Genomic DNA, 26,074 nt, shown 5'->3' with positions numbered 1-26,074 from the left:
TGCGCTCAGGCCGATGGGGACGAGAGGGGCTGGGGGGAAGCGTCTTCGCGCCGGGCCGCGGCGCGGCGCGGCCGCCCATGCACGATGCCGAAGACCACCGGCACGAAGAACAAGGTCGCGAGCGTGGCGAACAGCAATCCGCCGATCACGGCGCGGCCGAGCGGGGCGTTCTGGCCCGGCTCGATCGCCATCGGCGCCATGCCGATCATCATCGCCAGCGCGGTCATCATCACAGGCCGCAGCCGCGTCGCCCCGGCCGCCAGCGCCGCCTCGATCGCCGTGCGTCCCGCGTCGAGCTGCTCGCGGGCGAAGCTGATGACCAGGATCGAGTTGGCGGTCGCCACGCCCATGCACATGATCGCCCCCGTCAGCGCCGGCACCGAAACGTGGGTGTGCGTGGCGAACAGCATCCACACGATGCCGGCCAACGCTGCCGGCAGCGCCGTCACGATGACGAACGGGTCGACCCAGGACTGGAAGTTGACGACGATGAGCAGGTAGATGAGCACGATCGCGAAGGCGAGGCCCACGAGCAGCTGCTGGTAGGCCTGCGCCATGGTCACCGCCTGCCCGCGCACCGTGACGGTCGCCCCCTTCGGCAGGTCGGCCCGCGTCGCGTCGATCGCCCCCTGGATGTCCGCGGTGACGCCGCCGAGATCGCGGTCCTGCGTCGTGGCCAGGATGTTGACGGTGGGGGCGATGTTGTAGTCGGTCGCCACCGCGCTGAGCGGCTCGGGGCGGATCGTCGCCAAGCCCCCCAGGAGCTGCTCCGAGCGGGCGGCGGTGATCGGCAGGTTGTTGAGCGCGCCCAGCGTGTCGATCGAATACTGCGGCGTCTGGACGGAGACCGGGTAGGACACGCCGTTGCGCGGGTCGAGCCAGTAGGTCGGAGCTGTCTGCGTGCTGCCCGACAGCGTCGCCTGGAGGCTCGCGGCCGCGTCGCCCTCGGTCAGGCCGACGACCCCGGCGAGCGCGCGATCGAAATCGACCCGCAGCGCCGGGTTGCGCGCCTGCTCCTGGATGCGGGCGTCCGCGACCCCGGCTACGCGGCGGACCCGGGCCAGGAGCATGTTGGCGTAGGCGCGGCCCCCCGCGATGTCGCGGCTGGCCACCTGGACATCCAGCGCGGCGGGGGAGCCGAAGTTCAGGATCTGGCTGACGATGTCGGCGGGCAGGAAGGCGAAGGTCACGCCGGGAAAATCCTGCGGCAGGCGCTCACGCAGCTGCCGGGTCAGCGCCGCGGTCGATGGGCCGCCTTCGCTTCCGCCACTGGTCTCGTCGAGGGTCACCAGCATGTCGGCGTCAAAGGTGCCGATGGTGCCGCTGTTGCCATAGGAAATGTTGATGCCGCTGATCGGAAGGCCGATGTTGTTGACGACGCTGGCCACCCGTCCCGGCGGAATCAGCGCGCGCAGCCGTCCCTCGACCCGCCCGGTCAGGGCCGTCATCTCCTCGATGCGCGTGCCCGTCGGGGCCCGCAGGTGGATGCGGAGCGCCCCTGCATCCACGTCCGGGAAGAAGTCCCGCCCGAGATAGGGGACGAGGCCGAACGACAGGCCGACCACCGCGAGGAAGCCGACGGCGAACGACTTCCGGCGCGACAGCGCCAAGCCGAGCAGCCCGAGATAGGCCTGCCGCAGGGCCTCGAAGCGGCGCTCGAAGCCTCGCTGAAACCGGGCGAAGGGGCCGGGCTTGTTCGCCGGATCCTGCCCGTGGGCGTGCTCGGTCAGCAGGTAGCGCGCCAGCGTCGGCACCAGGGTATAGGTGAGCGCGTAGGACGCGATCATCGCGAACACCACCGCCATCGCCAGCGGCCGGAACAGGAAGCCCGCCACGCCGCCCAACGCCAGGAGCGGCACGAAGGCGATGCAGATGCAGAACAGGGCGACGGTGGCCGGCGGCATGATCTCCTGCGCCCCGCGGGTGATCGCGGTGACGATGTCCTCGCCGAACTCTTCCATGTGCCGGTTGATGTTCTCGATGGTCACGGTCGCATCGTCGACGAGGATGCCGACGGCCAGCGCGAGGCCGCCGAGCGTCATCACGTTGATGGTCTGCCCGAGCGTCGAGAGCGCGATCAGCGAGCACATCACGGCGAGCGGGATCGACACGGTGATGATCAGCGTCGAGCGCCAGCTGCCCAGGAAGACCAGGATCATCAGGCCGGTCAGCGCGGCGGCGATGACCCCCTCGCGCACCACCGCCACCACAGACTCGCGCACGAAGCCCGACTGGTCGGCCACGTACTTGAGGTCGACGCCCGTCGGCAGGCCCGCCTGGATGGCGGGCAGGCGCGCCTTGACGTCGGCGATGATGTCCAAGGTCGAGGCGTTGCCGATCTTGAGGATCGACATCAGCACGCCCTTCTTGCCGTCGAGCTGGACGACGTTGGTCTGGGGCGGCGAGCCGTTGCGCACGTGGGCGACGTCGCGCATGAAAACCACGGCGCCGTCCACGACCTTGACCGGCAGGTCGTTGAACGCCTCGATGCTCTTGGGTGAATCGTTGAGGTCGACGATCCACTCGAAGCTCCCGATCTTCTGGGTGCCCACCGGATTGATCAGGTTCTGCCGGGCCAAGGCCGCGCCGACGTCGGCCGCCGACAGGCCGTGGGCGTGCAGCGCCGACTGGTCGAGATCGATCTGCACCTGGCGCGCGGCGCCGCCGTAGGCGTAGGGCAGCTGCGCCCCGGGGATCGTGGTGAGCTGAGGCCGGATGAAGTTCTGCGCGAGGTCGTTGAGCGCCGTCTGCGAGAGGCTGTCGCTGGACAGGGCGAGCTGGATGATGGGCACGCTCGACGCGTTGTAGGCGAGCATCAGGGGCGGCGTGACGCCCGGCGGCAGCTGCTTGAGCTGCGTCTGCGAGATGGAGGTGACCTGCGCCTGGGCTGCGGTGATGTCGACGCCGGGCTGGAAGTAGATCTTCACGATCCCGTAGCCCGGGACCGATTGCGACTCGATGTGCTCGATGTCGTTGACCGTGGTGGTCAGCGAGCGCTCGAACACCGATACGATGCGTCCCGCCATGTCGTCGGGCTGCAACCCGGTGTACTGCCAGACGACGCTGATCACCGGGATGCCGATCCGGGGGAAGATGTCGGTCGGGGTGCGCACGATCGCCATGACCCCGAAGATCAGGATCAGGATCGACATCACGACGAAGGTGTAGGGCCGCAGCAGGGCCAGTCGGACGATCGCCGCCATACCTTGAATTCGCCTCGATCAATCCGTTGGGCGGGGCTCGACGGCCGCGTACAGAAGCATATCGCATCATGCATTCATCGGGCCAGTGCGGCAATTTGATGACGTCACGCGCGCGAGGCGACCAGAAACAAGGAGATACAATCCTCTATCGATGGTCAGTGCAGTCATCTCTGCTGTCGTTGACGGCACTGAATACGATTCTTAGCGTACTTTTATGGCACGCCGAGCGATGACTGCGCCCTGACGATTTGGGCTGCCGCTGCGGCAACCTGAGCTTTCTCTTGGATCAGGGCGCGGCGGAACTGACCCACACCCGCCTTGAATTCACAGCGGATCTCGGACGACACGGGTGCCGGACCGGCGGCTCATCGTTCGATGCGGTAGACGCCGCCGTCTGGAGCGAGACCGCGCGGACGTTTATCGGTCGATGAGACCGCACCATGGTTTTCGGACCGTGAACGCCATTTCCGCCATCGGAGTTTCTGCCTAACCGGCAGCCGGCCCGGATTGTCGCCCGACATCCCACCCTGTGATGTCCAAAACCAGGCCATCCTCCTGGCGTTGCCCCCCGTCCCGGCTGCCGGACCCGGATGGTCCGGCAGCCGATCGCTTCCAACCCGGCAGCGCTCGCGTCAACGGGGGCTTGGCCCGGGCTGACGTTCCGCCATCGGTCTCCCCCGGCCTGGGGCACGGCAACGGTACGCGCCGAACAGCGGCCATCGGCGAAGACTTCTGCGAAAACGCCTTCCTGAACCTCGTCATGGATCACGAGCGCCGCACGCACATCGTCCAGCCTCAGGTAGCCGCCACGCCACCATCTCCAGCCCGACGGACCATGCTCGAAAAGGTGTCGAAGGTCTTCTCGGTCGGTGTCTAATCGAGATTCCAACCCTCCAGGATCTGCTCCGGGGTCGACGCTTCGACGTTCCCCGGTTTCGACGGAGGCGCGCCCTCGGTTCGGGGGCGTCGCTTGTCGGTCGCTCAGGGGTCGGCGTCGTAGTCCCACGATGCCGGTCGCCGATGACGCTCATCACCTCGAGTTCGGCTTCGACGAACGCGAGATGGAGACGACGATCCCCCGGCGATCCGAACGCGATGTTCAGTCCGGCATCGAGGACGGTCATCATGGCGTCGTGGTCGAAGTGCGTGGCGGTGCAGTCGCCGCGCGCGTTGGCGTCCCGCAACTCGGCCTCCCGCGACGCGATCTCCCGCCCGAGTGCGTCGAACCCTTCGCGAGAGAGAGCGTCGGCACCGCGCCGCCGCGCTTCATCCGCGGCGAGCTTGCGATGGCGGAACGTCGCGACCAGACCCTGAAGAACCGTGTCGTCGAGGTCCGTGAGTTTCGGCTGAGCGCTGAGGCAGACGGCGCTTCGCCAAGCGGACGAGTGCGTCCGCCTCGCCATCCAGCCGGCGGGCCCGATCGCGTACCACGTCCGCGTCGCGGGTGCCGAGGCTGACCCAGAACTCCCGGCCGGCCCGCCTTCCCTTCAGCGAGACGGGCGCGCTTTCGTCGAAGATGCCAGGCCCTGCCGTTCCGAGCACGGCCGGCATGTCGGCGCGCAGCGCATCCGGGATGGTGCGACGGACATAGAAGATGCCCCGACGCTGGACCAGACCCACCATCTGCCTCTGGCTTCGTCGCACGCCCTCGTAGCAGGAGCGCGCTGAAAGCCCACGGCATCAGGAAGATACCGTCATCGCAATGGCGCAAGGACGATTTGGTGGAGAGGGGATTCGCCGCCAACAAGCCTAAGCCCCTGACAACAAAGGTTCTATTAACCCGCCGATACCGAAGCTCGTAGCAACTTTTTGGGGCAACCGTCAAACACGAAACCGATCGCGACAGCACCTCGGCCCCGCACTCAAACGGTCATTCCACTTTGCGCCCATCCCGGCCATTCGGCGCCCTCCGTCGGAACGTGCAGAACGGACGCTCCCGCACCCAATTTGTTGAGTCCTGGTTGCGCCATGAGCGGACATCACCCCACCGCCCGGAGGCGGACATTCACTTGCTGGTAGACGATGTTCCGGTGTCGACCCTTCTCGGACCGTCGGAGGGTCCGCTTCGCTGCAGGTTGGCGGAGGATGACCTGCGTCTGGGTCGCGTGGTTTCCAGCCGGTCCGCTTATGGCATGGGATGACGACATCGGACTTTTGCCCGAATGCCGACCGTCCGATTCAGATCGCCGCTCTGAACCGAACGGTCGGCGGTGCGCCTGATACGAGCAGCCCTGCGAGCTTCTCCAACCCTTCGCGAAGCGAGGCTTGGTCCGGCGCCGCGTTGACGCAGACACGCACACTGTCATTCTGGTGCAAGGAGGACACCTCGAATAGGCTCAGTGGCGTGACCCCCACCCCGATGTCTTCGGCGGCTTGCCTGTAAGCCTCGGCAGACCAGCCGTTCCGCAGGTTGAGGCAGAAGTAGAACGCGTTTCGGTGGCTCATGATGGCATGCTCCGGCATGAGGGAGGCTACGAGGGCCTGCCGGGCTTCGGTTTCCGTCCGCAAGTCGGCCACGACCCGATCGATCTGCTGCGAGGCCAGCAGGCGCGTCGCCCATTCGGCGGTGAAGGGGGAGGCCATCAGGGTGCTGGCTCGAAGGGCGATGCCGAACGCATAGACCAGATGCCGCGGCACTCTCATGAACCCGACGCGCAGCCCCGGGCCGATGAGTTTCGACACGCTGGAGATGTGCACCACCCGGTCCGGGGCAGAGGCGGCCAGCGGCCGCAACAGCGGATCGGGCAAAAAGCCGTAGACGTCGTCCTCGACGATCATGACGTCGTGGCGTTCACAGACCTCGGCCACCTCCCGACGCCGCTCCGCCGACATCGTCGCCGTGGTCGGGTTGTGCAGCGTCGGCGTGCAGAAGAGGACCTTCGCGTTCGTCCGCCGGCAGACCACGTCGAGATGGTCGGGCACGAGGCCCTCGCGGTCCATACGCACGCCGACCAGCGAACGTCCCAGCATGCCGGCTGCGGATTTCAGGCCGTAGAAGGTGACCTCCTCCGTCAGGACGGCCTCGCCGGGGCGGGTCAGCGCCATGAGCGCCAGCAGCAGGCCGTGCTGGCCGCCGCAGGTGATCAGCACGTCGTCGGCCTGCGCCTCGATCCCGAACCGGCCGAGCCAGTGCGCGGCGATGTCCCGATGCCGGCCGAGGCCGATATCGACTTGGGCGGAGAGCATGGCGTCGACATCGACCCCGCCCTCGAAGCACGGCCGGATCGCAGCTAGCGCGGGATGATGCATCGCATGCGCTGGAAAGTTGTGAGACAGGTCGAGGAAGGCCGGACGCGGGGCGGGGGTCCGCAGGGACGACGGACCGTCGGTTGCCTGCACAGGGTTGAGGAACGTGCCTCGGCCGACCTCGCCCCGCGCCAGGCCCGTGCGTTGCATCTCGGCATAGGCTCGGCTGATCGTGCCAATGTTGAGCGACAGCCAGTCGGCGAGGTCCCGCTGCGGCGGCAACCGGTCGCCAGGGCGCAGGATGCCGGCTCGCAGGGCGATCTCCACCGCCCCCACGATAGCGCGAAAGCGCGGACCCGCAGTTCGCTCGACCGCCTCCGTCCATCCCGGTCGCGTCATGCCTGTTCCGATTGTCCGAGTGATTGTCCTAGTTTCAGCCGAGTGCCGGCGGAAATTCAAGCAGCTTGCCGCAAGTCTCCCCGCGCAGAACCAGACAATCCGACCTAATCTGATCGTGACAATGCGGTTCACGGTGGTGACCGCGGTAGGGCCTTGCGGGCATGGCCTGCAACGAGGAGTCCACGGTGCCGAATTCCGAGACCACGTCAGCCGCCCTCTTTCACATGATCGCCGGGGGGCCGAAGCCGGTGGCGCCCTTCAGCCATGCGGTCGAGATCGACGGCATGGTGTTCGTGACGGGGCAGATGCCCGATACCCCGCAGGCTCCCGGCCTCCTGCCGGAGGGCATCGAGGCGCAGACCCGCAACGTGATGGCCAATCTCGAAGCCGTGCTGGCCGGGATCGGGCTGGGCTTCGAGCACGTCGTCGTCGCCCGCGCCTTCCTCACGGAGTTCCAGCGCGACTACGCGACCTTCAACACGACCTACAAGTCGTTCTTCCCGCAGGATCGGCTGCCGGCACGCACCTGCATCGGCACGACGGGCCTCGCCTACGACGCGCTGGTCGAGATCGACCTGGTGGCCCATCGCGGAGCGGCACCATCCCGGATGGCCTGAACCGTCCCCGCCGAGACGAGAAACCGGCCCGGCGCAGGATGCGGCGGCACGATCATCATCGAGAGCAGAAGGATCGAGTCATGCTGTTCGTCCGGACCAAGACCATTGGCATCATCGCCGCCGTGATGCTGACCGTCGGCGCTTCGCAGGCCTTCGCGGCCAGCCTCGAAGAGATCAAGGCCAGGGGGACGATGACCGTCGCGACCGAGGACAGCTACAAGCCGTTCGAATACGTCGAGAACGGCAAGCCGATGGGCCTCGACCACGAACTCCTGGCGCTGCTACGCAAGGAAGCGCCGTTCAAGATCGACCAACAGATCATCCCCTGGACGGGGCTGCTGGCCGGCGTCGCCACGGGCAAGTACGACGTGGCCCTGACCGCCGCCGTGATCACGCCCGAGCGCGTGCAAAGCCTCGCCTTCACCATGCCGATCGCGGACGCCACGCAGTACTACGTCGTCCGTGCTGACGAGTCCCGGATCAAGGGCGTCGCTGATCTGGCCGGCAAGTCGGTGGGCGTTCAATCCGGCGGCGCCTCTTATGCCGCCCTGGCCGATCTCGAACCCACCCTCGCCAAGACCGGGGGCAAGCTCGGCAAGGTGGTGCAGTACACCTCCCTGCCGGAAGCCTACCAAGATCTCGCCAACGGCCGGCTCGACTACGTGATCAACGGCGTCGTGAATCTCGTCAGCCTGACGAAGGATCAGCCCAAGCGCTTCAGGATGGGCGAGGCGGTCGGTGCGCCGACCTATGCGGCATGGGCCGTGGCCAAGGGCAACGACGGCCTTCTCGCCTATCTCGACACGTTCATGGCGAAAGTGCGGGCGAGCGGCGAACTCTACGCCCTTCAAGAGAAGTGGCTGGGCCGCGCCTTCAAGGACATGCCGGCGACGGCGACCAAGTAGCGGGCTCCCGGGCGGCGAGCACCTCAAGCGCGGGGAGAGGCCGCTATGACATGGCCAGCGATCCGGACGATCCTCGACGGCGCGGTGGTCACCGCCGCGCTGGCGGCCGTCAGCATCCTGCTCAGCCTGCCCCTGGGCCTGCTCCTCGCTCTCCTGCGCTGGCGCCGAGTGCCGGTGCTCGCGGGAGCGCTCGCGGCCTTCGTCAGCCTCGTCCGGGCGACGCCCTTCGTAACGCTCGTCCTTTTCGTCTTCTTCATCCTGCCGTCGGCCGGCATCCAGTTGGACCCGGTGCCGGCCGCCATCCTGGCCCTGACGATGAACACGGCCGCCTTCAGTAGCGAGATCTGGCGCGCCGCCCTCCAGACCTTTCCGCGTGACCAGCGCGAGGCCGCCACAGTGTTCGGACTGTCGGAACGGCAGATCTTCACGCGAATCATCTTCCCGCAGATCTGGCGGACCAATTTCGGGCCTCTCGTCAGCGAGGTCACCATCCTGCTCAAGTGCACCCCGGCGGTGGCGGTCATCGGCGTCGTGGAGATCACCCGCGCCGCCGGCCGGGTCGGTGCCGAGACCTACGAACCGCTGCCGCCGTTCCTGGTGGCGACCCTGATCTACACGGCGCTGATCGCGACGCTCGTACGGGGCCAGCGCGTCGTGGAGCGCAGGATCGCCCGGCGTTACGGGGGCGCGCGCTGATGAGCGGGCTGCTGGCCGTCTGGCAGAGCCGGGACGTCTTCCTGTGGGGGGCCGCCAACACCCTGTCGCTGGTGCTGGGGTGCCTGTTGCTCAGCATCCCCCTCGGCATCCTCGTCGCCATCTTCCTCACCGAGGCCCCCGGACCGCTGCGCCGGTCGCTCGCGGAACTCGTCGATCTCCTGCGCTGCGTGCCGTTCCTGCTGCTGGCCTATCTGGTCTATTACGGCCTGCCCGAGCTCGGCCTCAGGCTCGATCCGTGGTGGGCAGGACTGGCCTCGCTGACGCTCTACACCACGGCCTATCTCGCCGAGATCTTCCGGGCCGCGTTCCTCGCCGTCGCCAGGGATTCCATCGAGGCCGCCCACGCTTTCGGTCTGTCCCGCAGCCTGCTCTACCGGCGCATCATCCTGCCCCAGGTCGCCATCACAGCCGCACCGTTGATCGGAAACCAGGTCATCACGACCATCCGGGACAGTGCCCTCCTCATGATCATCACGGTGCAGGAACTGACCTTCGCAGCGAATTTCGTCAGCGCGAACACCTTCACCCCGTTCGCGCCGTTCGCCGCGGCGGTCGGCCTCCACCTCCTTATGTCCTTCGTGGTCGAGGACGGCGTGCGACGGATGGAAAGAGTGAGGAAGGTGCGCTTTGGCTGAGATCGACGCTGCCATCTCCGTGCAGGGCGTGTGCAAGGATTTCGACGGGTTCGAGGTTCTTCGCGATATCGACCTCAAGATCGCTCCCGGCACGACGACCTGCATCCTCGGGCCGAGCGGCTCGGGCAAATCGACCCTCCTGCGCTGCCTCAACTGGCTGGAGGAGCCCAGCAAAGGCTCGGTGCTCATCCACGGCAAGCCGATCGGCCGGACCGGAACGGCGGCTACCGCGCGCCCCATGGCCCGGCGCGAACTCGCTACCGCGCGAACCAGCATCGCCATGGTCTTCCAGCACTTCGCGCTCTGGCCCCATCTGACGGTGCTCGGCAACGTCGTCGAGGCCCCGGTCCATGTCCTGCGCCGCCCGAGGCGGGAGGCCGAGGCGGAAGGCCGCGCGATCTTGGCGCGCGTCGGCCTCGCGGAGAAGGCCGACGCTTACCCGCATACGCTGTCCGGCGGTCAGAAGCAGCGCGTCGCGATCAGCCGAGCCCTCGCCATGAGGCCTAAGGTCATCCTGTTCGACGAGCCGACCAGTGCCCTCGATCCCGAGATGGTCGGGGAGGTGCTCAGCGTCATCCACGAACTCGCGAAGGAGGGGCTGACCATGGTGATCGTGACCCACGAGATGCGCTTCGCGCGCGATGTGGCGGACACGATCGTTTTCATGGAAAGCGGCTGCATCCGGGAAATCGCGCCACCGGGCATATTCTTCACCGAACCTCGGACGGATCGAGCCAAACGCTTCCTGACCCGACCCTAACCGGCGATCCTGCAACTCGTCCTGCCGTTCCCGCAAATTGAGGCTCGCGTCCGCTTTCGAATACTCGACGGAACAGACGGGACGACCCCCTCGGGTCGCAGGTGGTCGCAGATCACCCCGGTGCGCCTTGGTTCCGTAGCGTGCTCCAAACAGAACCGCGGCTGCAACGGTCCATGCGCCTCTCCGGTGCGAATTGATGCCTGCCTCAGCTGCTGATTGAGGGCCGCCCGACTGGGATGGGACATCCTGGCTCCCCTCCATCGAGTCGAGCCTTTCTTGACTATCCCCGCCGTTCCTCCCGCAGCCGTCAGCCTGCTGCGTCAGACCCGATCAGAGGTCCCAGGGCGGCCGCGGCTGCCATGTCGCGACAAGCAGGTCCACGAACGCCGTGACCTTGGGCGGCAGGAGCCGACGGACCGGGTACACGACCGACAGCGGCTCGCCTTCAGACGCGTGGCCCGCGAGGATCGGGACGAGCCTGCCATCCCTCAGTTCGTCGGAGATGAGGAACGTGGCCAACTGCCCGATCCCGAGGCCGGCGACGACCAGGTCGCGCAGCCCCTCCGCGTTGTTGGAAGTCAGCGGGCCCCCAACCGCGACCGTCCGCCGGGCGCCGTGGTCGCGGAACCGCCATTCGACCGGGCGGCCGCCATGAGAGAACGTCAGGCAATCGTGATCCAGCAGGTCCTCGATGGTCACCGGCTTGCCCCGGCGGGCGAGGTAGTCCGGCGCGGCACAGGTCACGAGCGTGTGGGCCGCCACCTTCCTGGTCACGAGATTGCTGTCGACCCTGCCGCCGACGCGGACCGCGACGTCGATTCCCTCGTCGATGAGGTCGACGTAACGGTCGCTGAAGCTGACGTTCAACCTTACTGCCGGCCAGAGGCGCATGTACCGCTGGAGGATGGGCAGCACCTGCAGGCGCCCAAGCGAGACCGGCAGTTCAATCCTCAAGCGTCCACTCGGCGCGATACCCCGTGCCGTCACCACCGCCTCGGCGGCTTCCAGCGCTTCCAGGATCTCCGCGCATTGCCCGTGGAAGTTTGCGCCCTCGTCGGTGAGCGTCACGCTGCGGGTCGTGCGGTGCAGCAGGCGGGCGCCGAGGCGTGCCTCCAGGCGCGTGATCCGCTTGCCAACCGTGGACCGAGAAAGACCGAGCCGCTCGGCCGCCACCGTGAAGCTCCGCGCGTCCGCCGCGTGCACGAATGCGACGATGTCCTCGATGCGCTCAGGCGACATGGGGGGCTGCCATGCGACGCGGTCCCGGTTTCGGCGTGGGGCTCGCCGGTACGATACCGCACCGGTGCCCCGGTTTCGGTCATCAGCGGTCGAGAAGTGTGCCGGTTTGGAGCAGGTGGCGGACATCGGCGGCGACTTGGTTGCGCGCGCCGAGCCTCTCGATGAGCTGCGCCGGACGGCTGCCCCGCAGGCCGGCGAGCGTCAGTTCCTTGTCGCGGACATACGTGTAGACCCCGCTGACCGCAAACGGAGACGCATGGGCGATATCGGCCGCCAGATTCTTGGTCGCCTGTCGGAAGGCGTCGGACGCGTAGAAAAGACTCCTGTCCAGGGGCGAGGCAAAGGCGAGGTCGAGGATCGCGATCAGGCGACGTTCGGCCGGGACCTCGTGCCCGACATTGGGCGCCGGGGGAGCCGGGTGGGCGTTGTCGTAAGGCTCCGGCAGATGGAGGCGAACCCGCAGCACCGCCTCCTCGGCGGCGAGCGCGCGGGCGAGACGACCGATGCGGTCGCCGAACACCGCCGCATCGTCATGGGCGGCACCGAGATGCAGGTGAATGCGGTCGAGCCCGTCATCGGCATTCGGGGAGGGTTCCGCGACCCGGTCGACCAATGTCGTCGATCCCTTCGGGAGCGCGTAGGCGACGGTCGCCGCGAACATGTTCTGCTCGTCCGCAAACAGGATCGGGCAAGCCTCGTTGAATGCCGCCTGGTCCGCCGCGGAGTGGAAGCCGATCTCGACGCCGCCATCCAGGTCGTAGTTTGGGAAGGGCCGGATGCCGTCCATTGCCGGCCAGAGGCGTGCGTCCTGCTCGCGGGAGAGGTGGTTCTGCACGTACCAGCCGAGCCCGGGGATGCGCGAGCACAGCGGGCCGTGCACGTCCCGCCAGTAGATGGCGAACAGCTCGTGCGGCACCTTCGGATGGCGGAGCACCGTGGTGTAGGAGTTGATCGAGATGGGCTTGTCGCGGCCAGAATAATCGACGGATGTTGCGAGCTTGGGCATGATCGTATCCTTGGATGGGGCGGAGCGCGGGACCACCGAAGCGGATCAGGCGGCGCGGTAGGACGGGTAGTCGACGTATCCCTCGGCACCGCCGCCGTAGAACGTCGCCTTGTCCGGGACCGCGAGGGGGAAGCCTTCCCGCAGACGTGCGACCAGGTCCGGATTGGCGATGAACGCCTGCCCGAAGGCGGCGAGGTCGATGGTCCCCTCGCTGATGAGCGCGTTCGCCCGGTCGAGGGTCATGCCCCCGGCAAGGATGATCGCGCCGGTCGGGAAGGCCTTGCGGAGTTTATCCCAGAAGGGGGGCTGAGCCGGAATCTCATCCACCGCCATCTCGCCGGTGTCGAAGCCCGACTGGTCCATGACGTGGATGTAGGCGATGCCGCGCCGGTCGAGCTCCGCCGCCAGCGTGAGGTAGGTCACCTCGGTTCCGTCGTAGGCGGGCATGTCGAACAGCCGGCCATAGGGCGAGATCCGGATGCCGACCTTGGAGGCTCCGATGCGTGCGGCAATGGCGTCGACCACGTCGAGCGTGAAGGCGATGCGGCCCGCGACCGTTGCCCCAGTGTAGCGGTCGGTGCGGTCGTTCACGTACGGGTTGAGAAATTGCTCGTGCAGGTAGCCGTTGGCGCCGTGGATCTCGACACCGTCGAACCCGGCCGCGACGGCGTTCGAGGCGGCCGTCGCGAAGTTTTCTACCACCCGGCGGACTTCGTCCGTCGACAGGGCGCGCGGCGTGGACGTCTTTACGAAGGCCGGCTTGCCGCCATCGTCGTAGGCGTAGGCCTTGGCGCCCGCCGCCGTCCTGGCCGAGGCGCTGACCGGCAGACCCTGGTCCTTCTGAAGTGACGTGTGCGATACGCGTCCCACGTGCCAGAGCTGAGCGAACATGTGGCCGCCGGCGCCGCGGACCGAGTCGGTAACAGTCTTCCACCCGGCGACCTGCGGGGCTGAGAAGATGCCGGGGTTAAACAGGTAGCCCCGTCCCTCCTCGCTGATGGTCGTGCCCTCGGACACGATCAGCCCTGCGGTCGCCCGCTGCGTGTAGTAGAGCGCGGTCATCGTGTCGGCGGCGTCGTTCGCTGCCCTGGACCGGGTCAGCGGCGCCATCACGATCCGATTCGCCAGCTCGAGCCCTGCAAGGGAAAACGAAGTGAACAATGGGGACACGAGGTTCCTTTCGGACTGGGCTGCCGGTTCCTGCCTTCCGGCGGCACGTGACTTCTGAAGGATAAGGGCAGCCGGCGTCCGAGGAAGCCGGATCGGATCGGATCTAACGGGACACCACGTCCCCAATCGCTGCGTCCGCGGGGGAGAGGGGTCGGTAGGCCGTACAGGCCCAGCAAGGTCTTGTGATGCCGCCCCCTACCTCCGCCATGCATCCCGGTGGTCGCAGGACGGGCCGTGATCTCATCCTCAACCGAATCGAGCGCCCCCCTCGAAGGGCATCCAGGCGGAAGGCATACGGTCCCTAGCTACCGGCTCGGGAGACTGCGCCAGCCATTCGGGAATGGCGCGCGGCCGACGACACCACCAGGACGGCGAGCTCGACGGCGGCATCCTCGGCCAGACCCCAACCCTAGAGCGGACGGACAGGTCTCGACCCGATTGCGCCGTCGCAGGGGGGTTCCATAAGACCCAGAAGCGGACGTCCGATCGGTTCATGTGTTCGATCCAGCGGTTCGAGCATCATCCTGTGAGGAATGAAGCAGTATCTGTGTGCTCCTAAGAGGCGCCCCAACGCCGGTGAGGTTGCGGCGCAACCGGACGACGACGGATGCTTGAAGCGATCTCACGGGTCCGCGTTCCACCGCGTTCCCGGCCGGGCAAGAGGCAACTGGAACAGGTTGGGCGACTTGATAGGCCGGGCGCGATGGCGCTCACTAGGAGCGACGCCAGCCATGCCCGGAACCGAAATCCGCCTTGCCCTCGAAGCGATCCCGATGGGGGGCATGAAGGAGGGATCGGCCGGGGATGAGAAGGTGCTGTTCGTGCGCGACGCCTCCGGTGTGCGGGCGTTTCAGGCCAAGTGCCCGCATCTCGGGGCGCCGCTCGCCAAGGGCGAGATCTGCGGCGGACGCCTCTACTGCCCCTGGCACAAGGCCGCTTTCGCGCTGGCCGACGGAAGCCTCGAGGAGCCGCCGGCCCTCGACTCCCTGACGCGCTACCTTGTCCGCATCGAGGGGTCAGAAGCCGTCGCGACCCTCACGCCGGCGCCGGCGCCGGCAAAGACGGCGAGCGCGGTCGTGGAGAGCGTGCTCATCGTCGGCTCGGGCGCAGCGGCCGTCGCCTGCGTGAAGACCCTGCGCCGCGAAGGCTATGACGGGCCGATCACCATGGTCGGCCGCGAGGCGCACCCGCCCTACGACCGGACGAAGCTCTCCAAGCAGTTCCTCGCCAAGCCGACCCCGCCGGAAAAGGTGCTGATCGAGCCCGATTTCGACCAGATCAACAAGGTCGAGCGTATCACCGGGGAGGTCGTCAAGGTCGATCCCTCCCGACGCGACATCACCTTGGGAGACGGCCGGACCTTCGAGGCCGACGCGATCCTCGTTGCCACCGGAAGTCGGGCGGTGCTGCCCGACTTCCCCGGCAAGGACCTCGGCGGGGTCTTCATTTTGCGCAGTCTCGACGACGCGATCCGCATCAGCGAGGCGGCGCGCGCGGGAGGGTCGGTCGTCGTGGTGGGCGCCGGCTTCATCGGCATGGAGGCCGCTGCGTTCCTCAACAAGCGCGGGCTGTCCGTAACCGTGCTGGCGCGCGAGGAGGTGCCCTTCGCCAAGCGCTTCGGCGAGGCGGTGGGTGCAGCGCTGAAGCAGTACCATGCCGACAACGGCGTCACGTTCGAGACCGGCTCCGTCGTCAGGATCACTGGCATCAGTCGTGTCGAAGCTGTCGAGACGAAGGACGGACGGCGCCTCCCGGCCGACATCGTTCTCGTCGGCGCAGGTGCAGATCCGGAAAGCAGCCTGATCGCGGGCGTCGAGCCCGGCGAGGGCGGCGGTCTCGAGGTCGGCGGGGACCTCAAGCTCGCGGACGGCGTCTGGATCGCAGGCGATATCGCCACTTTCCCGGAGAGGGCGAGCGGCGAGACCGCACGGATCGAGCATTGGCGTCTCGCGCAGCAGCACGGCACCCATGTGGCCCATGCCATCCTCGGCCGAAGCGGCGTGTTCGCAGGTGCTCCATTCTTCTGGAGCAACCAGGGCGACAAGCGGCTCGATTACGGTGGATACGCCAAAGGTTTCGACCGGATCATCGTTCAGGGCGACCCCGCCGCCCTCGACTTCATCGCCTATTACGTCACCGGCGACAGAGTGACCGCCGCCTGCAGCATCGGCCGCAACAGTGCCTTCACCGCCTTCCTGCACTTGCTCGGCCTCGGAAGTCTTCCCTCGGCGGCCGAGATCGAGGCCGGGGCGGACCTGCCCACCCTTGCGCGCGAGGCTGCCTAGCGGCTGTCCGGCAACCGATCGAGAACCGCGGCAAGGTCAGGCGCTAGGTTCAGGGATCAAGCCGCCGGGTCGGCGTGGCGCCGGCCCCCCCGTCCTTTCGTGCCCTGCAGACCGCCGCGCCCCCAGGGCATCGGCGGTCGGATGCCCTCCGGCGTTCACGACCGATCGGAATGGGCGAATAGCCGACATGCGTCGCATTCAGCGCTCACGTCCGGTTACTCGGGTTTGCGTTCCAAGAGTAGATATGCGGAAACCTACCCGACTCGGACGTTCCGCTCTCGGCCCTTCCGGACCCTGGGGAGGTCCGCTTCTCGGTAGCTTGGTGGAGGATGACCTACGTCCAGGTCGAATGGATTGGGGGTTGATCCGCTTCGGGGAACTCAAGCTATGAAGCGGACCTTCGTTCGGGCAACGACTTTCGGCAGGCAGACTTCGGCGAGGTTTGGCCGGGCGGTCAGACCAGCCGTGCGCCGCCGTCGATGTGGAGGGTCTCGCCGTTCATGAAGCCGTTGCTCATGAGGAAGACGACCGCTGTACCAGCCTCCTCCGCCGTGCCGAGACGACGCTGGGGGAGCTTCTCGGTGAGGGCGGCGACGTAGGCGTCGCGATGCGTGCCCAGCGTACGGGAGAGAAGCGGCGTGTCCGTGGTGCCGGGTGAGAGCGTATTCACGCGTATCGGCGCGAGTTCCAGCGCCAGACCCCGGGCAAAAGCCTCCATCGCGGCCGAGGCGGCGGCGAGCACTGCCGTTCCCTGGGCGCTCGGGCGATCCGCCAGCGCTCCCGAGATGAAGGTCACCGAGCCATCGGAAGCGAGGCGTTCACCGAGCGTCCGTAGGGTATGGACGGCCGCCCAGATCCGCTCGTCGAAGGCGCGCTTCAGGTACTCGACCTCGGCATCCAGGACCTTGCCGGCGACGAAGGTGCCGGCGAGGAGGACGAGGTGGTCCACGTGCGGGATGTCCGCGAGGGCCTGTGCGATGGTCTCGGGCTTGGTCACGTCGGCCGCACGCCAGCCATTGAAGCCGTTCTCCGTCGCGACCCGCTCCGCGCCCTCAGGGTTGAACCCGACGACGATGACCTTGGCGCCCGCGGCCTTGGCCTGGATCGCGGAGGCCAAACCGATGCCGGAGGTGCCACCGAAGATGACGACGGCGCGATCTTGAAGGGTGGAAGCCGCAAGCGAGCTGATGTCGTTCATGGTGCTGATCCTCGTGCTCGGGGCGTCGGTCGCCGGGGACCAAAACCTAGATCTTCGCTTTGGGCTTGATAATTCTGCCGCATGGCGGTTCAGTTACGCCATGACGGCACAAATTGGGCTCGACCGGCTCACCGGCCTCATCGCATTCGCTCGTGCCGGCTCGCTGGGGAGCTATACCGCGGCAGCGCGCGCGCTCTCGATCTCGCCTTCTGCGGTGAGCAAAAGCGTCCAGCGCCTAGAGCAGCATCTTGGTCTGCGCCTCTTCCACCGAACCACCCGGTCGCTCACGCTCACTTCGGAAGGACACGACCTGCACGAGCGAGCGCTTCGCCTGCTACGCGATGCCGAGGAGATCGAGCAGATGGCGGTGGCGGCCCGCTCGGAACCGGCGGGGACCCTGAAGGTCACGGCGCCGTTGCCGGTAGGGCTGCACCTGATTGCTCCGGCACTGCCCCGTTTCCGTCAGCGCTACCCGAAGCTGATGGTGGACCTGCGCCTCGGCGATGGCTTTGCCGACCTGATCGCGGACGGCATCGACGTCGCCATCCGCGTCGGGGATCTCGGAGACAGCCGACTGATCGCTCGAACGCTGGCGCCACACCGTGTCTGCGCATTCGCATCCCCGGCCTATCTGGTCCGGCGCGGAACCCCACGGCATCCGGACGAACTCGTGGACCACGACTGCGTGAACTTTCGCTTCCAGAGCACTGGCCAAGCGCTACGCTGGCCTTTTCGAGCCGGGGATCGCATCCTGGAGATCGTACCCAACGCCGGCATCGTCACCGACAACAGCGACGCCGTTGCATCCGCTCTCGTCGCGGGTGGCGGCATCGGCATCTCGCCGACCTATCTGGCGGCTCCCTTCGTCGAACGCGGCGAACTCATCCCGATCCTGCATGAGTATTCCGTGGACCGCCACGCAATGATCGCCCTGTGGCCGGAGAGCCGCCGGGGCAATCCAAACGTGAAGGCGTTCCTGACCTTCCTCGGCGAAATCTTTCGAACCCCGGCGCCCTGGGACGTGACAGTGGCAGCTCATGTGGGCCGCATGTCCCAGGATCGTGTTGGTAAGCCCGTCTAAGCTCGATGGCGACCGAGCTCGAAGGCTGACGGCAAGGCCATCGCGCTCGATAGCGATCCACTTGCGGGGAGCCTTCGCCGGACACGAAGCGACCGGCTCGAGTCGCTGACGGAACGTCTTCTTCCGGAAGCAAGATCAAGGTTCGGTTGCCTCTTCATGAAGCATCACGGGGGGATGGTCCTGGGGCCGACCATCGCGGAAGCCTGGGACGACCTCTACGATCTCGAGCGGGCTGCCGAGGTGCAGACCCTGGCGCTCTCGACCGGGCGCCAGGTCATTCGCGTGGATCCCGCGATCGCCGAAGCCACGGCCCGCCAGATGCGCGCCGGCGATCCCGAATCCGCCCGCCTGCCCCTGTCCGCGATCCGGAGAATCCTGGATCGCGAGGAGCCGGCGTACCGGGACTGACGCGGCGGAAGGAACGAAGGCACGGCCGGCGGCGGATCCATCCGTCCCAAGTGCCGGGGCAGCCCGATGGGAGTTGCGCTGTCCGACAGAGGCGCCGACACGGTCCGCTGGCTCGAAGCACGGGAGGCCGCGATGCTGGCCCTGCTCGCGGTTCTCGTGAACATCGATTCCAATTCCTACGAGGAGGCCGGCGTCGATGCCGTCGCTGCCCGGATCGGTGGGTTCTCGCCGAGCATGGTGTGTCCGTCGCCACGATCCCGATCGCAGGATACGGCGATGCGCTGAAGGCCCACGTGGCCGGGCGCGGAGCCGCCAATCGGCCGGCGGTGCTGATGGGGCACCGCGACACGGTGTTCTCGACCGGCGAGGCCGCGCGGCGGCCGTTCCGGGTCTCGGATGGTCGCGCCTACGGCCCGGGCGTCGCCGACATGAAGGCCTGGCTCGTGATGAACGCCTTCCGCCTCGCCGCCTTCCAACGGGTGGGCGGGGCACCGTCTCCGCTCGTCGGCCTGTTCACCAGCGACGAGGAGACCGCGTCGCCGGCCTGCCGCCCGATCATCGAGGAGACGACGCGCGGCGCGCGCGCGGTGCTGAATTCGGAGCCGGGGCGTCCGTCGGGCGATGTGGTGACGGGCCGCAAGGGCGGCGTGTTCATGGCGTCGACGGTGCATGGCAAGGCTGTCCATTCCGGCGCCGACCCCGCGGGCGGGACCAGCGCCATCGGCGAACTCGCCCATAAGACGATCGCGCTGCATGCGATCACCGACCTCGAACGCGGCACCACCGTGAACGTCGGACTCGTCTCGGGCGGCCAGTCGGTCAACACGGTCGCGCCGCTCGCCACCTGCGAGATCGACCTGCGCTACGTCCGCCCGGAGGATCGCGAAGCAGCCATGGCACGCATCGCGGCGATCGTAACCGAGGCCATGCTTCCCGGCGCCTCGGCCGCTTTGACGATCCGCGGGGAATTCCTGCCGCTGCAGGATGCGGCCTCGCGCGCCCTGTTCGAGGCCTATGCCGGAGCGAGCGTGCGCTACGGCGCGACGGTCTCGGGCGCGTTCACGGGCGGCTGCGCCGATTCCGGATTCACCGCCAGCGTCGGCTGCCCGACTCTCCGTGCGGTCGGCCCCGTCGGCGGCCGGGCCCATTCTCCGGCGAGACAAGGCCGGCATCGCCGCCGACCTCGCCCGGATCTACGGCGAGTTCCCGCGTCTCGCCGAGCGCCGGGCGCAGGCGGCCGGAACCCTTTCGGGGGGCGAGCAGCAGATGCTGGCGATCGGCCGAGCGCTGATGGCGCGGCCCAAGCTCGTCCTGTTCGACGAACCGTCCCTGGGGCTCGCCCCCAACATCGTCGAGCGGATGTTCTCGGTGATCCGCGCGATCTGCGATGCCGGGACGACGGTCCTGCTCGTCGAGCAGAACGCCTTCGCGGCCTTGGAACTCTGCGACTACGCCTACTTGTTGGAGACCGGCCGCATCGTGCTCGCGGGCAAGGGCGCCGACCTGATCGCCGATCCGCACGTTCGCGACGCCTACCTCGGTGGCTGACCCGGAGCGGCCCGTGCGGTTGCACCTCGGTCCTCTCGACATCCTCGACGGGCCGGCGCCGACGCCGATTCTCGTGCGGGGGCAACACCTGATCCTCATGCGGGACGGCGAAAGGCTCGTCGCGGCGGAGCGGGCTTGCCCTCACGAAGGCGCCGACCTGTCGCTCGGGCGCTGCGCGGCGGGCCGGATCCATTGTCCGAGGCACCAGGCCTCCTTCGACCTTAGGTCGGGAACGGTCTCTCCGGGCTGGTCCTTCCGTGCGCTTCGCCTCTATCTCGTAGATCAGTCACTTGACGAACTCTGGATAACTATCGATCCGACCTGAAGCATGGAATGTACGACGCGAATCCATCGAAATGGAAACGCGCCGGACAGTCAGGGCATCCTCGGCCTTCAATCGCCAGCGTTCCGCGAGATGCCGTCGTTGCCCCCGATGCTTTCGACACGCCCGCCGACGCCCAGGCTTGGAACGAAGCACCCTTCACGGCGGCGGGCCCGCGAGCGATCCGGCGTCATGATGGAGACGTGGGCCGCGACTGCCTCGTGGGGGTCGATCAATGTCGATATGCCGAGCCGTCGTCCGATGCCGGCGTGAACGACGCTTGAGCCGTTCGGTCCCACGGCGCCGTCAATGGCGGCGGCCCCCACCCGGCACTCATCCGATCCGTTTCCCGGCCTATATGAGCTGGCTTCAAGGCCCTTCATCCCTGGGCGACATCGAACCAAGCGTTAGGAGAGAGCCATGCGTGCCGTCACCTACACCGAAGGTTCACCAATCGCGGCGCCGGGCGCGCTTGTGGACACGACCTTCGCCGATCCCGTCCCCACCGGCCGCGACCTGCTCGTGCGCGTCCACGCCGTCTCCGTGAACCCAATCGACACCAAGGTGCGGCAGGGGGTCTATCAGCAGGCCTGCACGCCGAAGATTCTCGGCTGGGATGCGGCCGGAATCGTCACGGCCGTCGGTCCCGAGGCGCGCCTGTTCAAGCCCGGCGACGCGGTGTTCTATGCCGGTGCCCTCGATAGACCTGGCAGCAACGCTACCCTGCAATGTGTGGACGAGCGCCTGGTCGGGCGGAAGCCCGACACCCTGGGCTTCTCGGCCGCCGCCGCATTGCCGCTCACAGCGCTGACCGCCTGGGAGATGCTGTTCGACCGTCTCGACGTCTCCAAGCTAGTGCCAGGCGCCGCGACTGCGCTCCTGATCATAGGCGGCGCGGGTGGCGTCGGGTCGATCGCGATTCAGCTCGCCCGGCAGCTTACCGAACTGACGGTGATCGCTACCGCGTCGCGCCCCGAGACCGCACAATGGTGCCGGGATCTCGGCGCCCACCACATCGTCGACCATTCCAAGCCGCTCGCCGCCGAGGTAGCGGCCCTGGGTCTGGTCAGCGTACCGGGCTTCGTGTTTGCGACGACAGGGACCGATGCGCATTTGCCTCAGATCATTGAACTGCTTGCGCCGCAGGGGCGGCTCGGCCTGATCGACGATCCTGCAACCCTCGACGTGATGCCGCTCAAGCCAAAGAGCCTGTCGCTTCACTGGGAGCTGATGTTCACCCGCTCGCTGTTCGGAACGGCAGACATGGAGCGGCAGCACGAGATCCTCACCGAGGTCTCCCGCCTGATCGACGCGGGAAAACTCCACAGCACGCTCAATGAGTCATTCGGACCTCTCAATGCCACCAACCTCGCGCGGGCTCATGCACTGATCGAGAGCGGTCGCGCGAAGGGCAAAGTCGTTCTGGAAGGCTTCGACGATTAAGCTGGCCTGCCCCTGAAAAGTGGTCGTCCCAGAGCCATGTGGAGGATGTCATCATGGGTCGGAAGCAGCATACGGCTGGAGAAATCGTCGCGAAGTTGCGTCAGGTGGATGTCCTGGTGTTGCATGGCCGCAAGGTTGCCGAAGCAATCCCGTCGATCGAGATAACGGAGGTCACGGACTGTCGACGCGCCGGTCGCTGGCGATCTCGGCGCTGTCGCTGGCCAACAGCGCCAACCAGGGCATCCTCCAGCTCCTGCGCTGAGCCGGGTCGGGCCAGCGCGGCCGTACCGCCGCGCTGGCTGCCACGTGGGAAGGCGCCCGAAGCGGTCGGGCGGCGCAACACACGCCGGTGCGCCGATAGTGTTGAATTCGTCGGTCAGAAGGTCGCCATCACCGTCAAGGCGCCACGCGAAGTCCCGACGCCTAACCACCGCCTAGCCACGGGCTCCCGCGAACCCGGCCGGAGGTCCGCGTGATGTCCCGGTTAGCGCAGCACAGCACCAGCATGTTCGAGCGTCTGCATCGGAAGCCGAGGCAAGCCGGGTATGTCAGCCGGGCCGAGTCGGATCCGGAATGACCGTTCGGGGTGGGAAACGTCTGGCTGCTTACAGCCGCGTCCGGTCCTCGAGAAGACATTGATCTTGCGGTTGTAAAATGACGGCTGCTTCACGCCGCCTTCCGCGGGGTTTGCTCTCTCATAAAAGCCAGGGCCTGCTCGGGCGTCATCGGCTTGCCGAACAGGAAACCCTGAACCTCCGTGCATCCCGTTTGGGTCACCAGGGCGAGTTGATCCTCAGTCTCGACACCCTCGGCGGTGATCGCGGTCCCAAGACGTTCGCCGATGCTGACCACGGCGCGGACGATGGCCTGCGCGTCGGGGTCGTCGATCTCGCGTACGAACGACCGGTCGATCTTGATCTTGTCGAACGGGAAGCGCCGAAGGTAGCTCAGGCTGGAGTACCCCGTCCCGAAATCGTCCAGGGCGATGCGGACGCCGATGGACCGAAGCCTATGCAGGCAGGCGATGACCGCGTCGCCATCCTGGATCATCAGGCTCTCTGTGATCTCCAGTTCGAGCCTGTTGGCCGCGAGACCGGAGACCGCAAGGGCGTTCACAACGGCCGCTTCAAGGCCGGGCTGCTGGAACTGGACCGCCGAGACGTTGACGGCGATGCGCGCCTGGATCGGCCACGACGCGGCGAAGCGACAGGCCTCCTCCAGTGCCCAGGTCCCGAGGGGAACCACCAGGCCAGTCTCCTCTGCGATCGGGATGAATTCGGCCGGCGAGACCATCCCGCGGATCGGATGCGGCCAGCGCATCAAGGCCTCGAAGCCACGGACCTGCCCGTCCGTCAGTGCGACGACGGGTTGGTAATACAGCCGAAACTCCGCCTTGCGATGGGCGAGATGCATGTCGAACTCAAGCTTGTTCCTGTCCTCCAGGGCTTCGTCCATTCCCTTGGTGTAGACCTGGGAGCTGTTCCGTCCGGCCCCCTTGGCCCGGTAGAGGGCGAGGTCGGCATGGCGATGCAGAAGATCTACCTCCAGTCCATGTTCCGGTGCGAGCGCGATCCCGATGCTCGCGCCGATGGTCACCACCTGGCTGCCGAGATGGATCGGTTGGCCGATGGCGTCGATGACGGTCCGTGCGAGCGCCTGCGCGGTCTCAAGCCCGGCCCCCGGCAGGATGATCGCGAACTCGTCCCCGCCGAGGCGCGCGATGACGCCCTCATTCCCGACGGAGTCCCTCAAACGGTCGGCGACGACGCGTAGGAGCCTGTCCCCGGCATGGTGTCCGAGCGTGTCGTTGACGGTCTTGAAGCGGTCGAGGTCGAGGCAGAGCAGCGCGGCTTGACCGTTTCCGAGATCCGCGAGGGATCTTTCGAGCGTCGCGTGGAAGACCACCCGATTGGGTAGGTCGGTGAGGTTGTCGTGACTCGCGACGTGGGCGATGCGCGCCTCGGAGACCTTTCGATCCGTGATGTCGATCTGGAGGCCGACGCAGCGGACGGGCTCGCCGGCCGCGTCGTCGAGCATGCGACCGAAAGACTGCATCCATCGCGGTTCGGCCGGGACCGCAGGATTGGCAATGCGGAACTCGCAGCTGTACGTGGTCCGATCGGCTATGGCGCGCTTTACCTCGTCCCAGACCTTAGGAAGGTCGTCGGGATGAACCTGCACCTTCCAATCGGCCAGCGGGATCTCCATCGCGTCCTGGCCGACCGGTACCGGAAGGTTGTGCATGCGGGCGCTCATCGATGAGAGCCGGACGACGTCGTCGCGCATGTCCCACTCCCAGATGCCCGCCTCGGCCGCCTCCTGGGCGAGACGCAGGAGGTCTCCGGTCGCCTTCAGCGCGGTCTGTGCCGCGATGATGTGGTCGATATCGAGCGCGGTACCGAGCCACTCGATTACCTCTCCGCTGCGCTTCAGCGGGATCATGACGATCCGGTGCCAGCGGTAGTCGCCGTCATGCCGCCTGAGGCGACCTTCGAGTTCGAAAGCCTGCTTGCCCGAGACCGCGGCCTCCCAGGCGCTCGACATGCGGTCGACGTCACCCGGATGGTTGCGGCTGTGGGCCCGGCCGCGCGAACCGTCGGTCTCGCCGTAGTAGGCACGGAAGCTCGCGTTCCGGTAGGCGGTGACGCGGTCTTCGGGCGAGACGGTCCACACCATCTGCGGCAGGGCGTCGGCGAGTGAGGCGTAGCGGGATCGGGCGTCGCGCAACGCATCATCGGTATCCGCCAGCGTCGCCGCCACGCGACGATGCTCGGTACGATCCTGGTAGACGCGCAGGTTCGCGGTCACGACCTCGGCCAGGTCGCGGAGCTGGCGGCCCTGCTCGCTCGAGAAGCGTCGCGGCTCGGTGTCGATGATGCAGAGTGATCCGACGCGGATGCCGGACCTCAGGATCAGCGGTGCGCCGGCATAGAAGCGGATGCCCGGCTCCCCCGTGACAAGGGGGTTCGACTTGAACCGGGCATCGTCACGGGCATCCTCGACGATGAGGACCTCGTCGGCCTGGATGGTATGGTTGCAGAATGCGACGTCCCGGGACGTTGCGTCGTGGCTCAGCCCGCAGCGCGCCTTGAACCACTGGCGGTCTTCGTCGAGGAGCGAGACCAGGGCAATCGGCATTCCGAACAAGACCTGCGCCGTACGGCAGATCGCATCGAACTGGGTCTCCGGTGCGGTATCAAGGATGTTCAGGTCACGCAGGGCGGCAAGGCGCTCGGCCTCATTGGAAGATCGCAACAAGGGGGTGTTCATCAGCGTGAACTCCAGGATCGGGCGATCCACCATTTTTGAAACCAACATTTACGCGATGTCTCGCTCACGGCGGCTTAATCGATCCTTAATCCTGCCTGGATCGCTGCCGACAATTGTATGCTGAGAACAGACCTATCCCCGAGCAACAGCCCTCTTGAGCCCGCCTGCGAACGGAAGGTGCCAGCGGCGGCTTAACCCCTTCACGCTCAGGGACATTCGCGGGATCTTCGTCGAGCGAACAGGGCGTCGTTTCGATCGGGCCTGGCTTCGTCGGAGAGCCACATGTTTTCTTACCCGGCGTGAAGGGGATGATACTGGTCTCAGTATCCGCTAGGGCAAGAAGGAAGATAAGTCTCTTCTAAGACACCTTGCTCGTTCCTCCGCCGCATTCTCGTCGACGTCGTCATCGCTCACGAAATATCGCTTGCGGTACACCAGCTCCTTGATCGCTTCCTGACTGTGTCCAAGCTCTGGATCTGCCCATGCTGGTAGGGCTCCTGGACCAAATCGGCACTGATCCAGAGCGTGATGTCGCTCACACGCATCGTTACGCGATCCGGCAGGATGTCCCAGGCCTCCTGAGCGAAACGCCGATAGCGATCGAATGACCGCACCCGGCCGAGGCACTTCTTTTCCGGTTCGAACGCGGCCGCGGACGGGCGAACGGTCATTGCTGGGTTCG

The 26,074-nt window shown here is 66.9% G+C and carries 20 protein-coding genes and 3 pseudogenes; 14 read left to right on the top strand and 9 right to left on the bottom strand.

Annotation, left to right across the window (positions count from 1 at the left end):
• Positions 1-5: 5 nt before the first annotated feature.
• From ACFZ8E_RS04265 to ACFZ8E_RS04255, 3 genes are all read right to left on the bottom strand, one after another.
• On the bottom strand, positions 6-3,203 hold the full coding sequence (locus ACFZ8E_RS04265; RefSeq protein WP_405042096.1) for an efflux RND transporter permease subunit: 3,198 nt from the start codon (positions 3,201-3,203) through the stop codon (positions 6-8).
• Positions 3,204-4,469: 1,266 nt separating this feature from the next.
• A complete protein-coding gene (locus ACFZ8E_RS04260) occupies positions 4,470-4,826 on the bottom strand; it encodes a DUF6538 domain-containing protein (protein ID WP_405042095.1) in 357 nt (118 codons plus the stop codon).
• Positions 4,827-5,381: 555 nt separating this feature from the next.
• Positions 5,382-6,788, bottom strand: a complete 1,407-nt coding sequence (locus ACFZ8E_RS04255) for a PLP-dependent aminotransferase family protein (protein WP_405042094.1) — start codon at positions 6,786-6,788, stop codon at positions 5,382-5,384.
• Positions 6,789-7,012: 224 nt separating this feature from the next.
• Here ACFZ8E_RS04255 and ACFZ8E_RS04250 point away from each other — a divergent pair, with 224 nt between their 5' ends.
• The 5 genes from ACFZ8E_RS04250 to ACFZ8E_RS04230 all read left to right on the top strand — a co-directional run bounded on the left by ACFZ8E_RS04250 (position 7,013) and on the right by ACFZ8E_RS04230 (position 10,422).
• Positions 7,013-7,405, top strand: a complete 393-nt coding sequence (locus ACFZ8E_RS04250; protein ID WP_243932971.1) for a RidA family protein — start codon at positions 7,013-7,015, stop codon at positions 7,403-7,405.
• Positions 7,406-7,485: 80 nt separating this feature from the next.
• Positions 7,486-8,310: a transporter substrate-binding domain-containing protein gene (locus ACFZ8E_RS04245; RefSeq protein ID WP_243946056.1), complete on the top strand. Its 825-nt coding sequence runs from the start codon at positions 7,486-7,488 to the stop codon at positions 8,308-8,310.
• Positions 8,311-8,355: 45 nt separating this feature from the next.
• Positions 8,356-9,006: an amino acid ABC transporter permease gene (locus tag ACFZ8E_RS04240; protein WP_405042093.1), complete on the top strand. Its 651-nt coding sequence runs from the start codon at positions 8,356-8,358 to the stop codon at positions 9,004-9,006.
• Positions 9,006-9,662, top strand: a complete 657-nt coding sequence (locus ACFZ8E_RS04235) for an amino acid ABC transporter permease (RefSeq protein ID WP_405042092.1) — start codon at positions 9,006-9,008, stop codon at positions 9,660-9,662. The genes ACFZ8E_RS04240 and ACFZ8E_RS04235 overlap by 1 nt, the downstream gene beginning before the upstream one ends.
• Entirely contained in the window at positions 9,655-10,422 is a 768-nt protein-coding gene (locus ACFZ8E_RS04230; protein WP_279595936.1) for an amino acid ABC transporter ATP-binding protein, read from the top strand. The genes ACFZ8E_RS04235 and ACFZ8E_RS04230 overlap by 8 nt, the downstream gene beginning before the upstream one ends.
• Before the next feature lie 330 nt (positions 10,423-10,752).
• Here the strand turns inward: ACFZ8E_RS04230 and ACFZ8E_RS04225 are convergent, their stop codons facing one another.
• The 3 genes from ACFZ8E_RS04225 to ACFZ8E_RS04215 all read right to left on the bottom strand — a co-directional run bounded on the left by ACFZ8E_RS04225 (position 10,753) and on the right by ACFZ8E_RS04215 (position 13,837).
• A complete protein-coding gene (locus tag ACFZ8E_RS04225) occupies positions 10,753-11,661 on the bottom strand; it encodes a LysR family transcriptional regulator (protein ID WP_405042091.1) in 909 nt (302 codons plus the stop codon).
• A gap of 82 nt (positions 11,662-11,743) precedes the next feature.
• The gene (locus ACFZ8E_RS04220; protein ID WP_405042090.1) at positions 11,744-12,667 is read right to left on the bottom strand and encodes a hypothetical protein; all 924 of its coding nucleotides are present in this window, start codon (positions 12,665-12,667) and stop codon (positions 11,744-11,746) included.
• Positions 12,668-12,712: 45 nt separating this feature from the next.
• A complete protein-coding gene (locus ACFZ8E_RS04215) occupies positions 12,713-13,837 on the bottom strand; it encodes an alkene reductase (protein WP_405042089.1) in 1,125 nt (374 codons plus the stop codon).
• A 533-nt stretch (positions 13,838-14,370) separates the two neighbouring features.
• Here ACFZ8E_RS04215 and ACFZ8E_RS04210 point away from each other — a divergent pair.
• On the top strand, positions 14,371-16,122 hold the full coding sequence (locus ACFZ8E_RS04210) for an FAD-dependent oxidoreductase (RefSeq protein WP_405042088.1): 1,752 nt from the start codon (positions 14,371-14,373) through the stop codon (positions 16,120-16,122).
• Positions 16,123-16,576: 454 nt separating this feature from the next.
• Here the strand turns inward: ACFZ8E_RS04210 and ACFZ8E_RS04205 are convergent, their stop codons facing one another.
• Entirely contained in the window at positions 16,577-17,320 is a 744-nt protein-coding gene (locus ACFZ8E_RS04205) for an SDR family oxidoreductase (protein ID WP_405042087.1), read from the bottom strand.
• Positions 17,321-17,420: 100 nt separating this feature from the next.
• Between ACFZ8E_RS04205 and ACFZ8E_RS04200 the strand changes: the two genes are divergently transcribed.
• From ACFZ8E_RS04200 to ACFZ8E_RS04165, 8 genes and pseudogenes are all read left to right on the top strand, one after another.
• Complete coding sequence (locus tag ACFZ8E_RS04200) at positions 17,421-18,401, top strand: LysR family transcriptional regulator (RefSeq protein ID WP_405044324.1); 981 nt, start codon at positions 17,421-17,423, stop codon at positions 18,399-18,401.
• A gap of 105 nt (positions 18,402-18,506) precedes the next feature.
• Positions 18,507-18,809, top strand: a complete 303-nt coding sequence (locus tag ACFZ8E_RS04195) for a class II aldolase/adducin family protein (protein WP_405044323.1) — start codon at positions 18,507-18,509, stop codon at positions 18,807-18,809.
• Between the two features lie 132 nt (positions 18,810-18,941).
• Entirely contained in the window at positions 18,942-19,094 is a 153-nt protein-coding gene (locus tag ACFZ8E_RS04190; protein ID WP_405042086.1) for a hypothetical protein, read from the top strand.
• 47 nt (positions 19,095-19,141) lie between these two features.
• Positions 19,142-19,903, top strand: a pseudogene (locus tag ACFZ8E_RS04185) (M20/M25/M40 family metallo-hydrolase); the annotation flags it as partial.
• Positions 19,904-19,943: 40 nt separating this feature from the next.
• Positions 19,944-20,357: pseudogene (locus ACFZ8E_RS04180) on the top strand (ABC transporter ATP-binding protein); the annotation flags it as partial.
• Between the two features lie 13 nt (positions 20,358-20,370).
• A complete protein-coding gene (locus ACFZ8E_RS04175; protein WP_405042085.1) occupies positions 20,371-20,682 on the top strand; it encodes a Rieske (2Fe-2S) protein in 312 nt (103 codons plus the stop codon).
• 417 nt (positions 20,683-21,099) lie between these two features.
• The gene (locus ACFZ8E_RS04170) at positions 21,100-22,122 is read left to right on the top strand and encodes a zinc-binding alcohol dehydrogenase family protein (protein WP_405042084.1); all 1,023 of its coding nucleotides are present in this window, start codon (positions 21,100-21,102) and stop codon (positions 22,120-22,122) included.
• 53 nt (positions 22,123-22,175) lie between these two features.
• A pseudogene (locus ACFZ8E_RS04165) lies at positions 22,176-22,328 on the top strand (IS3 family transposase); the annotation flags it as partial.
• A 460-nt stretch (positions 22,329-22,788) separates the two neighbouring features.
• On the opposite strand, the gene ACFZ8E_RS04160 reads toward ACFZ8E_RS04165, so the two are convergent.
• Entirely contained in the window at positions 22,789-25,440 is a 2,652-nt protein-coding gene (locus tag ACFZ8E_RS04160) for an EAL domain-containing protein (protein WP_405042083.1), read from the bottom strand.
• Positions 25,441-25,802: 362 nt separating this feature from the next.
• The gene (locus ACFZ8E_RS04155) at positions 25,803-26,063 is read right to left on the bottom strand and encodes a hypothetical protein (protein WP_405042082.1); all 261 of its coding nucleotides are present in this window, start codon (positions 26,061-26,063) and stop codon (positions 25,803-25,805) included.
• Positions 26,064-26,074 lie beyond the last annotated feature (11 nt).

It is taken from the genome of Methylobacterium sp. HMF5984, from assembly GCF_045033435.1.
Taxonomy (GTDB): Bacteria; Pseudomonadota; Alphaproteobacteria; order Rhizobiales; family Beijerinckiaceae; genus Methylobacterium.
This window is presented reverse-complemented; position numbering and strand designations above follow the sequence as displayed.